Raw genomic sequence first — 13049 nt, forward strand, 5'->3', positions numbered from 1 at the left:
TTTACTGTTCCTCTCTTATTTTTTAATATAGAACTGTCTAAATTAGACAAAATTACGCATTTTTACTTTTCTATTATATACGAAAAAAGAGAGGTTTCAAGTATTTACTTTAAATACTCTTTAAGGTACTGGCCTGTGTAACTTTGTTTAACTTTTACAATTTCCTCTGGTGTTCCTTTGGCTATTACGGTACCACCTCTGTCACCACCGTCAGGGCCCATATCGATTATGTAGTCAGCGCACTTTATAACGTCCAAATTGTGCTCGATGACCACTACTGTGTTGCCCGAATCGGATAGCTTTCGCATGATTTCTACGAGTTTGTTTACATCGTCAAAATGAAGACCTGTGGTCGGCTCGTCAAGGATGTAGATTGTTTTTCCAGTGGCGCGACGTGACAGCTCTGTGGCAAGCTTGATACGCTGTGCCTCACCACCTGAAAGTGTGGTGGATGGCTGACCAAGCTTGATGTAGCCTAAGCCTACATCGTATAGGCTCTGGATTTTGTTTAGGATGCTTGGAACATTTTTGAAGAATTCCACTGCTTCCTCTACTGTCATATCAAGGATGTCGTAGATGGTCTTGCCCTTGTAGTGAACCTCAAGTGTCTCTCGGTTGTAACGCTTACCTCCGCAGACTTCGCAAGGTACATACACATCAGGCAAGAAATGCATCTCGATTTTGATGATACCGTCTCCTGAGCAGGCCTCACAGCGTCCGCCCTTTACGTTGAAAGAGAAACGCCCCTTGCTATAGCCTCTTTCTTTAGCTTCGGTTGTGCCTGCAAAAAGGTCTCTAATTAAATCGAACACTCCTGTGTATGTAGCAGGATTTGAGCGAGGAGTACGTCCGATTGGAGACTGGTCAATGTCGATGACCTTGTCTAGTGCTTCTGTACCAATGATATCATCGTGCTTTCCTGATATTTTGCGGGCACGATTAAGCCTCTTTGCCAAATCCTTGTATAAAATCTCGTTGATAAGGGAGCTCTTTCCTGAACCGGAAACTCCTGTTACAACTGTCATGATTCCAAGTGGAATATCCACGTCGATATTTTTAAGGTTGTGCTCCCTAGCGCCCTTTATAGTGAGCCAGCCCTTTGGCTCACGACGCTCTGATGGAACAGGGATGCAAAGCTTGCCGCTTAGGTACTGACCTGTAATGGAATTAGGATTTGCCATGATTTCCTCTGGTGTACCTGCTGCAACGACTTCTCCACCATCCTTGCCGGCGCGAGGGCCAATATCCACAAGATAATCCGCAGCCTTCATGGTATCGGAATCATGCTCTACAACTATCAGGGTGTTGCCTAAGTCTCTAAGCCCCTTTAGGGATGCTAAAAGCTTGTCGTTATCCTTCTGATGAAGTCCGATAGATGGCTCATCTAAAATATATGCAACACCTACCAGACCTGAGCCTATCTGGGTAGCCAGACGTATACGTTGAGCCTCACCACCTGATAGTGTGGCTGTAGCACGGGCAAGTGTTAGATAGTCAAGCCCTACATCTACCATGAATTTCAGACGATTTCTGATTTCCTTAAGGACTACAGCACCTATCTTTTTCTGCTGTTCAGTAAGGTCAAGGTTGTCGATAAGGTCGTATAGCTCATGAACCGGATACTGAGTCATCTCAAAAATATTTCTATCTGCGATTGTAACTGCAAGGCTTTCCTTTTTCAGACGCTGACCATGACAGCATGGGCAATCGCTGTAAAACATGAATTCTTCGTATTCTTTTTTAGCAGACTCCGAATAGGTCTCCTTGTAGCGACGGTTGATATTTTCAATCAAGCCCTCAAATACTGTAGGATAAACGCCTCTGCCGCGCTGTCCCTCATAATGGACATCAACTGAGCGGTCGAAACCATGCATAAACATATGGCGGATGTTTTCCGGAAGCTCCTTGTATGGAGTATCCAGTGAGAATTTGTATTCCTCGGATAAAGCCTCAAGCAATGCGTGGGCAAAGCTTGTGCTTTTGTTTGAGGACTGCCAGCCAATGACCTGAACGCAACCCTCATTAAAGGAAAGTGATTTGTCTGGAATCATCAAATCCTCGTCGAATTCCATCTTGTAGCCAAGTCCGAAACACTCTGGGCAGGCGCCAAATGGATTGTTGAAGGAAAAGCTACGTGGCTCCACTTCATCGATGCTGATGCCGCAGTCCGGACATGAAAATCCTTCTGAGAATTTGATAGGCTCTCCGTCGATAACATCAACAATCACAAGACCATCAGCCAGCTTTAGCACTGCCTCGATTGAGTCAGTGAGACGCTTTTCGATGCCCTCTTTGATTACAAGTCTGTCGATGACAATTTCAATATTGTGCTTTATATTTTTATCCAGCTTTATCTCTTCAGATAAATCGTAGACATTTCCATCTACATTTACACGGACGTAACCGGATTTTTTCGCTTTTTCAAATAGCTTTTCGTGAGTACCCTTGCGGCCTCTCACTACTGGTGCTAGTAGCTGAATTTTGGTGCGCTCAGGAAGTGCCATTATAGCATCAACCATCTGGTCTACAGTCTGCTTGCTGATAGGCTTGCCACAGTTTGGGCAGTGTGGGATGCCACATCTGGCATATAACAGACGCATGTAGTCATAGATTTCTGTAACAGTTCCTACTGTAGAACGTGGGTTGTGGTTGGTGCTTTTCTGGTCAATGGAAATGGCAGGTGGCATACCTTCCATGTGCTCTACGTTTGGCTTTTCCATCTGGCCCAAGAACTGGCGAGCGTAGCTGGAAAGAGATTCCATGTAGCGGCGCTGGCCCTCAGCAAAGATTGTGTCAAAGGCTAAGGATGATTTTCCTGAGCCTGAGAGACCTGTGAGAACTACAAATTCATCACGGGGAATGTCTATGCTTATGTTTTTAAGGTTGTGTTCGTTGGCACCTTTTATCTTGATATATTTTTTTTCTTTCAATTTTGGTTCCTCTCTTGCTTTAGGTACGACACCTCATCCGGCCTGCGGCCACCTTCCCCCTCGCCGGGGTGGCAGATAACGCTAAAGCATTATCTCTTCCCTCTAGGGGAAGGCTACTAACTTATAAATCCCTCAACATATTTTTAAGTTCAACCATTTTGTCGCGGTATTCGGCAGCAGCTTCGAAATTGAGCTCAGAAGCGGCCTTTTGCATCTTCTTTTGGATATCTGCGATAAGCTTTTCAAGCTCTTTTTTGTCCATTTCTTCAGGATCCTTCTTAAACTGCATTTCCTTTTTCGCGATGTCCCTGGAAATGGAGATGAGCTCGCGGACTGATTTTTGAATGGTCTGTGGTGTGATGCCGTGAGCCTCGTTGTAGGCCTTTTGGATTTCACGACGACGCTCCGTTTCACTGATAGCCTTTTCCATGGATTCTGTCATGGTGTCGGCATACATGATTACGTGACCTTCGCTGTTACGAGCAGCACGTCCAATGGTCTGGATAAGTGAGCGCTCACTTCTGAGGAAGCCCTCTTTGTCTGCATCCAAAATGGCTACCAGGGTGATTTCCGGAATATCCAAGCCCTCACGCAAAAGGTTGATACCTACAAGCACATCAAACACATCCAGGCGCAAATCTCTGATGATTTCTGCACGTTCCATGGTGTCAATGTCGGAATGCATGTATTTAACCCTGATGCCAAGCTCTGCCAAATAATCAGTCAAATCCTCTGCCATGCGCTTGGTTAGAGTGGTAATCATTACTTTATTTTTATTTGCTGTTTCCTTTTGGATTTCGTTGAACAGATCGTCTATCTGACCATCTACAGGGCGTACTTCTATCTCTGGATCCAGCAATCCTGTAGGTCTGATAACCTGCTCAGCACGAAGCATTTCGTGTTCTTCCTCGTAGTCGCCAGGGGTAGCAGATACAAACATCATCTGGTCGATTTTCGATTCGAATTCTCCGAAATTCAAAGGTCTATTATCTAAAGCTGATGGAAGTCTGAAGCCGTACTCCACCAATGTGCGCTTTCTGGCCTGGTCGCCTGCAAACATACCTCGCACCTGAGGCAGTGTTATATGACTCTCATCTACGATAATGAGGAAATCATCACCAAAATAATCTATAAGGCATTTTGGTGGCTCTCCTGCCTTTTGAGCTGTCATGTGGCGGCTGTAGTTTTCGATACCGGAGCAAAAACCTGTCTCCCTGAGCATCTCTATATCAAAATTAGTGCGTTCAGCTATACGCTGGGCTTCTATTAATTTGTCTTCGGATTTGAAGTATTTAACACGCTCGTCAAGCTCCGCTTCTATGCTGGCGCAGGCAGCGTTGATTTTATCCTGAGGAATAACATAGTGGCTGGCAGGGAAGATAGCACAGTGCTCTAAGGTGCGCTTCACCTGACCTGTCAATATATCTGTTTCGCATATACGGTCTATCTCATCCCCAAAGAATTCGATGCGGATACCATAGTCGCTGGTGTTGGCTGGGATGACCTCAAGCACATCACCGCGCACTCTAAAGGTACCGCGGGCAAAATCCATATCATTACGCATGTACTGGATGTTTATCAGTTCATGGATGACATCGTCCCTGTCCTTCATATCACCAGGACGCAGAGAAACCATCATGTTTTGGAAATCATCAGGCTCACCGATGCCATAGATACAGGAAACTGATGAAACTATGATTACGTCACGCCTTTCAGAAAGAGACGCTGTTGCAGACAGACGCAGTTTGTCGATTTCATCATTTATAGAGGAATCCTTGGCGATGTAGGTATCAGTGCTAGGCACGTAGGCCTCGGGCTGATAGTAATCGTAGTAGGATACAAAATATTCCACGGCATTTTCCGGGAAGAATTCCTTGAACTCGGAATAGAGCTGGCCTGCCAGGGTCTTGTTGTGGGCAATGATAAGGGTTGGCTTGTTCAGCTGTTCAATGACATTGGCCATGGTGAAGGTCTTTCCTGAACCTGTAACACCAAGGAGTGTCTGCATCTGATTACCTTCCTTGAAGCCCCGAACCAGTTCCTCTATAGCCTGTGGCTGGTCGCCTGTAGGTTGGTACTGCGAATGTAACTTAAAATCCATAATGTTTACCAAAAATGCTATGCTAAATCAATTAGTTAATAAATTTTAAAATTTCTTTTACTGTAATATCATTTTGCTCTTCCACTGTAATGGTAGGCTCTCCATCGCCCTTTTGGCTGCCGTAATCCCCAAAGAAAGCGTGGCAGCCACCATCTATCACTACTTCGGTGTAATCAGATGGAAGATTTTTAAGATTTTCATTATACTTTTCTATTTTTAATACTTTGTCCTCAGAACCTCTGAGCAATAAAACATCTAAATCTGTTTCTGTTAAATCCTTCACGGAATATGATGCCATCAGGACGATGCCCTTATAATCCTCGGAGTGAAAATGGGCAAACCAGGATGCCATTACACCTCCCAGGCTGTGGCCGCTCAAGTACCAGTCGTGAATCTCCGGACAGTTGTCTACAATGTCATTGGCTCCCTTTGGATTGAGAAGTGCCAGGTAGTGAGGCATACCTACAATGACGCACTCGATGTCGTTTTCTGCCAGCTGTTCCATTACAGGAGCGTAGGCTTCTGTCTCCACCAGGGCGCCTGGATAAAATACCAGTCCAGCCTTGGGATTCTCTGGAATAAAGCTGATGTTTAATCCATCACGGACGACTGTGACACCATCCACTGGCTTAGTAACGTAGGTTAATGCCCTGTCTGTGGCTTCATAATAGTGGTTTACATAAGAGGCGAGGCGTGCCACAGCAGTAGCTATTAAAAGCAAGCCTACACCTAAAATAATTAATAGTTTCTTCTTTTTATTTTTAGTGTTCACGTGTATTACTTATTGTCCTTTATCGAATTTTGTTAAATTCAGTTGCTCATATTATAGCACAGCAACCGTTTTAGTCAAACATTTGTTTGCTGGATGCCAGCTTTGGCTGACTAAAAATGCTAAAAAGATTAATCACCAGATTATCTATAAAATAGGTAAATATCAGTGAAATAATCAGTGTTACAAATATTGAAATAACAAGGCCTACGCCGCGATATTCCAAGGATGATACATCGACTATTTTTCTGGATACAAAGTATAGCACCCACATGTGGATAAGCATTATTCCATAGCCATATTTGCTTATTAATCTGACAAACAGGTTATCCACCAGTATCCCCTTTATTTTAAATAGGAGGGAGAAGATGCCTGTTGCTGCAAGCAACCTGAATATTGATAGATTGCTTATAATTCCTTCATTTGCAGGAGCTGATGGGTCTATAAAGAAAATGAATATGCTTGTAATGAGTCCGGCTGCAATCAACAGATAATCAAATCTTCTAGTCTCCTCTTTTGAGCACCAATATCCTACGATGCTAACAAGTATCCAGCCAATTGCCTTTACAACCGGCACATTAAGGCAGTTAAAATAGCCGCCGATGATTGATGCCACAGCTATGAGCACCATGAAAATCGTTAGATTTTTATATGACAGCTTTCTTATGAGAATTCTGATAAGTGGCATGGAAATGTATACCAGAAGCAGATAATTTATCAGCCAAAAATGCGGCACATGATCCTGGGTGAGTATCAGGTTGATGAGCTTCCCCACAGACAGCGCTTTGAATTCATCATACTCCCACAAATACCACAGATAATAAACTACAAGAGGGATTGCAATTTTTGTCACCCTGCGTTTGTAAAATGCTGTGGCCGGTTCGATTTTGCCTAGCAGCAGTGCTCCGGAAAGCATCACAAACAAAGCGTTGCATACAAAAGACCAATATCTGAAATGATCCAGGCTGCTGTACAAAAAGGTGCCACTCATTTCAGTTGCATTGGGTAGATCCCAATTTATCACATGAATCCCTATCACTAAAATAACCGCGATGGTTCTTAAATAATCATAGATGGGTGTGTGATTCGATTTGATAAGTGCCAGCGATTTTTTGACGTATAGCTCATCTGCTTTCGAAGTAAATATGGCACATATAGCACCAAGTGCCATTGCATCGATAAAAATATTGGGTCTGTCCTGGATAAAGCTGAAATGTTTTGTAAAGGCGGCTGCAATAAGAAGAACCGCCATCCAGTATGTTAAGTTAATTGATTTTTTCATCTCTAATATGCTCCCTATTTTATAAAAATAGTATAGCACAATATAAAAGGCTAACCATCATTTTGGCTAGCCTTGTCTTTAAGTTTACTTCATTTCCATATATGCTTCCGCTACTCGATTATAGTCAATCTGATTGGTGATTTTTTCCACCTTGAAGTCTTCCTCTCCTACTTTAACTCTATATAGAAAAACTCCTTCGTCGTTAACCGTATCACCTTCTACTAACGCCGCAGCTACATAACCTTTGTTCTCAAACTCGAACTGGTCGATAACTGCCATTTCTACTTCGTCACCATCCTTTGTATTGACAACAAATGTGATATACTCTCTAAATTCACTCATGCGGGCGTCCTCCTTACATAACCTTCCCGTTATATGTTTGTATATTACATTATAATTGTGTATAGATTAAGCATAATATATGAAATATTAAAGAATAGTAACAGACCTTGGGGCACAATTCACATTTTCGCCAAAGTATAGACACATTTCACTATCTGAGCCATTGATAATTATGGTTTTCCTCTCATTTTCGTATTCACGAGAAAATACGTATATACGTTTTTTATCATCCACAAGCTCCGTCCTGTAGCTGCCTCTGGTTAGCGCCTTAGAGCTCTTTCTTAAGGAAATCCAATACTTATAAAAATCTTCAAGTGAGTTTGTTTCATTCCATGGCATTGGCTTTCTATATTCACATTCTTCAAGACCGGTTATTCCTTTTTCATCTCCATAGAACACAGATGGAATTCCTGGTGCGCACATCATAAATGCAAAGGCCATCTTTAGCCTAGACTCATCTCCATTACAGAAGCTTAAGAAGCGTCCTATATCATGAGTATCAAGGAAGTTCATTTGAGCCAGTGTAACCTGTCTAGGGTAACGGTGAAGCATATGCTGGATTCTTTCGTCAAATTTTGATGGAGTGATTTTTTCTTCTGCAAAGAAATCTCTACATATATTTGTAAAGGTGTAATTCATGGTGGAATCGAACTGATCCCCTAAAAGCCAAGCAGTGGAATCCTCCCAGATTTCACCTATTAGGAAGGAGTCCCTCTTTTCTTCTCTAATGGCTCTTTTGAACTGGCGGAAAAACTCATGGTCAATTTCATTGGCAACATCCATTCTCCATCCATCAATACCGCATTCACGAATCCAGAATCGGCCAACATCACAGCAATATTTACATACCTCTGGATTTCCTGTGTTAAGTTTTGGCATGTCTGAAACGTAGGCAAAGGCCTCATAATTTGGATAAGGATATCTTTCAATAGGAAATCTCAGCTTGTAGAACCAATCCACATACCTTGAATTTTCACCTTTTTCCAAAACATCCTTAAATGCAAAGAAATCAGGACCACAGTGATTGAATACACCATCTAAAATGACCTTTATACCTCGCTCGTGACAAACCTTTACCAAGGCCTTAAATTCATCCAAGGTACCAAAACAAGGATCGATATCAAAGTAATCTACAGTGTCATACTTGTGGTAGCTATTAGCCTTGAAAATAGGGTTTATGTAGATGCAGTTTGCACCTAAATCCGAAATATAATCAAGGTTATCCACAATACCAGATATTTTTCCACCAAGGTTTGAACGGAAGTGAATACCATCCTGTTCTATATCATTTCCCTGACCTGAAATAGCTCTGTGACCGTCTGCAAAGCTATCAGGGAAAATATGATACATTACCATGTCCTTAGTCCATTCAGGCATGGTAATCATATCCTCTCTTCGTAAATACGGATATTGGAAAAACTCTGTACGGTCTACGTCAGTGTTATCTGTAAAGCCGTGTTCACTATAATTCAGCTTTATTCCAAAATAATCTTCTAGGCTGAAATAGTAACAAATTCTGGTGTAATCACTTTTTACTTCAGCTTCAAAATAGTCATAGATTTGGTCAGAGCCGGTGAGCTCCATTTCTACCTCTGTGACTCTGATTTGTTTTTCTCTATCCACTCTATCCCCATAGAAAAGGGAGGCCTTTTTCAGGTCTCCCTTTGCAGCTTTCAGGGATAGCACAAGTTTGTCTTCGGCCACCATATAGGCTTGCTCCGACAATGGTCTGTGTGTAATTCCTGCTAAATTCATAATATTTGTCCTTTACTCTTTCTAAGGCTAACGGGAAAGTTAACCCTTAACAGCACCACCTGTAACACCTTCAACATAGAACTTCTGCATTATGATGAAAAGAATTGAAATTGGCACCGCAATCATAAGACCTCCACAGCAGAAGTATGCGAAGTACTGGTTAATAAGTGCTCTCTGTAACAGGTTGAAAAGACCTAATGCCATAGTCCAATCTGTAGGGTTCTTTGATTTAATCATCAATCGTACAAGTACGAAATCCATCCATGGATTTAAGAAGGAATTGATGATTGTATATACGATCATTGGCTTTGAAAGAGGTACTACTATCTTTGCAAATATTGTAGCCTCTGATGCACCTTCCAACTTTGCTGCCTCGTGAAGAGAGGTAGGGATAGTATCAAAGAAGCCCTTTAAAATCAAATATCCAAGTCCTGATGCACCTGAGTAGAGGATGATTAATCCTACTACACTGTCTGTAAGTCCAAGCATCTTCAAGATGAAATACATAGCAATCATTGAAAGAACACCTGGGAACATTCCAAGGATAAGAGAGAAGCTCATAAGCTGCTTTCTACCCTTGAACTCAATGAATGAAAATGCATAAGCTGTCATAATTACAAAGCAAGACGAAATGATACAGCTGCAAATACCGATTATCATTGAGTTTTTGAACCATGCAGGGAAGTTGGCCGCTGCATCTGGCTCAAAGAACAGCTGGTGATAATTTGCAAGTGTCCAGTGCTCTGGGAAGAAATGGTTTGTATTGATACCCTTTTGAGCACTGAATGTGGTGACTACCAGCCAAAAGATTGGCAGAAGCCAAATGAAAGCAAGGAGTGCTAATACTACATGTCTTCCGACGATTTTATATGTCTTTTTCATTATCTATATACCCCCTCTTTATCTCCACCTATCATTCTTGAGAAGGTTAACAGTGATAAGCCTGCACAGATTACGAATGTTACGATACCGATAACTGATGCCATCTTGAAGTTAGAGTACTCATTTGTAAGTCTGAACAGCCATGTGATAAGCAAGTCTGCTTCGTTGGCGTGTGAGTTTGCCATAGCCATGTTTGCAGTCTTGTAATTGCTGGTAAGCAGATAGATAACATTGAAGTTGTTGATGTTACCGATTACTGACTGAATAAGGGATGGTCCTGTGATAAACATTACGTATGGCATTGTGATCTTCCAGAAAATCTGGAATTTATTTGCTCCATCGATTTTTGCTGACTCAATCTGGTCAGATGGAATATTCATAAGGATACCTGTCGCAACAAGCATCTGATATGGAATACCAATCCAGATGTTTACAAGGATGATGGTCGCATGAACCCAGCCTGGCTTTGAAAGGAACGGGATAAATGCATCACCTGGATTAAGTAAGCCGATGGTCTTGAAGAAATCGGTGATACCGATGTTTGAACAAAACGTATTTACGATACCATTGTCACCAAGCATTTTGCTGATGAGAAGCAGGGTAACGAACTGTGGGATACCAATTGTAATAACAAATAAGGTTCTCCACATACCCTTGAAACGTGTATCCTCATGATTGATGAACTGGGCAAGTAAGATACCTCCAAGGAAGGTTGTTGCTGTGGCAACTACGGCCCAGATTAATGTCCAAATTAAAACTCTTACGAATGCGTAGCCAAATGTAATTGTCTGGCTTGTGGTGAAAAGATTTACGAAGTTTTTGATACCCACCCATGTAAACAGATAAGTTGGTGGCTGATGATTTTCATCATAATTCGTAAATGCGATACATACCATGAAAAGGATAGGTATGATGTTGATAAGAAGAACGCCAATACTTGGCAATGTAAGAAGAGTGATATGGAATCTCTCATTTTTAAATGAGGTAATATCATCCATAAATGTATTGATGTGTTCTCCCTCTTCCTTCATCTTCTGCACACGATATACGGCTTTTATGTTTCCGATATAAAGTGCTATAAATGCAATGATTACAAGGATTGCGATGATTCCGTAAAGAAGAATCAGCAATGAGTTATCGTAATCATTTACTGTTTTTTTCATGGTTAAAATGTCGAATACTTCTTCTCTTTGAACAGTACCAAGAGTGTTAAGTTTTGACAGATATGGCATAAATACTTTAAAGATTGAAGTAAGTACCCCTACCTCTAAGAGGGTCATCAGGATACCACGTGCAATTTGCTTTCTTCCAAAATATCCTGCGCCCATGATTATAAGAGAAAGCTTTACCCAGATATCACCTTTTGCGATGGCTTGGGCGAAGCTACTAAAATAGTTTTTTATTTTGTTCATAGACACCTCGCTGATAAAAAAGCTGACTGGATGAGGGTAAAGCAGTTAGGGGTAAAAACCCTCATCCGTCAGCTCCACTGACACCTTCCCCGCTTTTGGGTGGGGGAACACCACGCTTAGTCCGTTAACAAGGACAGTCGCGGCCATTTAAAGTTTGCCTACGGCAAAGGCCGCTCCAGTAATACATTTTCCTCCTTCCAGTCGGAAAAAGTATTAATCTTCTACAGGCTGTGTGATACCTGCTACGGCATCGTCAAGTACTGACTGTGATACCTTGCCGTCTAAGATGTTCTTTCCGAGTGATTCAGCTGGGCTCCAGTAATTGCCACCTACTCTCTGAAGCTGAGCAAATTCTGACTGAGCTGCAAGAGCGTCAAGTGCTGGAGAAGAAGCCTTTGAAAGTGCCTCTGTGTTTGAAGGGCCTTCACCTGTTGCTTCGTAAACTGCTTCCTGAGACTGAGCGTTTGAAAGGTACTCAGCAAGGAGCATTGACCAACCTGTGTTTTCTGCATATGCGTTAACGCCTATGAACTTATATCCTGAGTATGAAGCTACCTGCTTGTCCTCACCATTAACTTTGAATGTAGGAAGCTTTGTAGCTGCATAGCCATCACCGTATGCATCAGAGAATGCATTAACGTTCCATGTACCAGAAACATAAGCTACTACCTTGCCATCATTAAGGTTTGCAAGAAGGTCATCATTACCATAGCTCTTGAATGCCTTTGAAGATGCGATGCTCTGAAGTGACTCAGCTGCTGCAAGACCTGTTTCAGAGTTCCAATCACAGTTGTTTGACTGATCCTCGTTTTCTGTAAGCTCACAACCTGCACCCTGGAACCATCCATATAAGTACCAGCCGTTTGCTACTTCACATCCAACTTCCTTGCCAAGCTCCTCAGCCTTAGCTGTAAGTGCCTCCCAAGAAGCTACATCTTCATCAGATAACTGATTCTTGTCATAGTACAAGAAATATCCGTTAGAAGCTGTGAATGGATAGCCGTACTGCTTACCATCGTATTTACCTGCATCAACTGTTGCAGGAGTATCTGTCTCGTTCATGTCATATGTGTACTGAGCAGCTACTTCGTTCAGTGCACCAGCCTTAACAAGTGCTTCGAGCTGATCATCTGGGAATACGAATACATCAGCTGCTGCCTCGACATCCTCAAGGACTCTATCCTTCATATCAGCCTCTGAAACAGCGCCAAGAGTGATGTTGAAATCTACATCTGGGTACTCTGCTTCGAACTTATCACAAAGCTCTTTCATAACCTTCTGATAAGCCTCTGTCTCTGAGCACCATAAATCGATGTTTACTGTGCCATCTGTAGCTGCAATAAGATTTGCAACTGCATCCTCTGATGATGCTGTGTCGCTTGCGCCATCATCTGTAGCCTCTGTCTGTGCGCTATCTGAAGTTGTTTCTTCAGCTGCGCTGCCACATCCTACAAAAGCGGTAACTGCCATTGTAGAAACAAGAAGTGCTGATACTAATTTTCTTTTCATGTTAAAATCCTCCATTTTCCTCATAGGTATTATTTATACCTCGGTTGCACAATTGTTCACGTTGTGC

Annotated in this window: 9 protein-coding genes; all 9 read right to left on the reverse strand. The window is 42.2% G+C overall.

Annotated elements, in window-relative coordinates:
• Positions 1-104: 104 nt before the first annotated feature.
• A complete protein-coding gene (gene uvrA / locus BLV53_RS04165; RefSeq protein ID WP_090297459.1) occupies positions 105-2930 on the reverse strand; it encodes an excinuclease ABC subunit UvrA in 2826 nt (941 codons plus the stop codon).
• A gap of 121 nt (positions 2931-3051) precedes the next feature.
• A complete protein-coding gene (gene uvrB, locus BLV53_RS04170) occupies positions 3052-5031 on the reverse strand; it encodes an excinuclease ABC subunit UvrB (protein WP_090297462.1) in 1980 nt (659 codons plus the stop codon).
• 31 nt (positions 5032-5062) lie between these two features.
• Positions 5063-5803 (reverse strand): alpha/beta hydrolase, encoded by a 741-nt coding sequence (locus BLV53_RS04175; protein WP_090297465.1) that lies wholly within the window; start codon positions 5801-5803, stop codon positions 5063-5065.
• Between the two features lie 70 nt (positions 5804-5873).
• Positions 5874-7082, reverse strand: a complete 1209-nt coding sequence (locus BLV53_RS04180) for an acyltransferase (RefSeq protein ID WP_090297466.1) — start codon at positions 7080-7082, stop codon at positions 5874-5876.
• Positions 7083-7166: 84 nt separating this feature from the next.
• Positions 7167-7424, reverse strand: coding sequence for a DUF1292 domain-containing protein (locus BLV53_RS04185; protein WP_090297469.1), 258 nt, complete (start codon positions 7422-7424; stop codon positions 7167-7169).
• Between the two features lie 87 nt (positions 7425-7511).
• Positions 7512-9179, reverse strand: a complete 1668-nt coding sequence (locus BLV53_RS04190; protein WP_090297474.1) for a glycoside hydrolase family 13 protein — start codon at positions 9177-9179, stop codon at positions 7512-7514.
• Positions 9180-9218: 39 nt separating this feature from the next.
• Entirely contained in the window at positions 9219-10061 is an 843-nt protein-coding gene (locus tag BLV53_RS04195) for a sugar ABC transporter permease (protein WP_170830748.1), read from the reverse strand.
• The gene (locus BLV53_RS04200) at positions 10061-11473 is read right to left on the reverse strand and encodes a carbohydrate ABC transporter permease (RefSeq protein ID WP_090297480.1); all 1413 of its coding nucleotides are present in this window, start codon (positions 11471-11473) and stop codon (positions 10061-10063) included. The genes BLV53_RS04195 and BLV53_RS04200 overlap by 1 nt, the downstream gene beginning before the upstream one ends.
• A 213-nt stretch (positions 11474-11686) precedes the next feature.
• Positions 11687-12982, reverse strand: a complete 1296-nt coding sequence (locus BLV53_RS04205) for an extracellular solute-binding protein (protein WP_090297483.1) — start codon at positions 12980-12982, stop codon at positions 11687-11689.
• Positions 12983-13049: the final 67 nt, after the last annotated feature.

It is taken from the genome of Pseudobutyrivibrio sp. ACV-2, assembly GCF_900107545.1.
Taxonomy (GTDB): Bacteria; Bacillota; Clostridia; order Lachnospirales; family Lachnospiraceae; genus Pseudobutyrivibrio.

Coding starts and splice junctions, on each gene's coding strand:
- BLV53_RS04190 (WP_090297474.1), bottom strand. CDS start 9,179: ATGAATTTAGCAGGAATTACACACAGACCATTGTCGGAGCAAGCCTAT.
- BLV53_RS04195 (WP_170830748.1), bottom strand. CDS start 10,061: ATGAAAAAGACATATAAAATCGTCGGAAGACATGTAGTATTAGCACTC.
- BLV53_RS04200 (WP_090297480.1), bottom strand. CDS start 11,473: ATGAACAAAATAAAAAACTATTTTAGTAGCTTCGCCCAAGCCATCGCA.
- BLV53_RS04205 (WP_090297483.1), bottom strand. CDS start 12,982: ATGAAAAGAAAATTAGTATCAGCACTTCTTGTTTCTACAATGGCAGTT.
- BLV53_RS04180 (WP_090297466.1), bottom strand. CDS start 7,082: ATGAAAAAATCAATTAACTTAACATACTGGATGGCGGTTCTTCTTATT.
- BLV53_RS04185 (WP_090297469.1), bottom strand. CDS start 7,424: ATGAGTGAATTTAGAGAGTATATCACATTTGTTGTCAATACAAAGGAT.
- uvrB (WP_090297462.1), bottom strand. CDS start 5,031: ATGGATTTTAAGTTACATTCGCAGTACCAACCTACAGGCGACCAGCCA.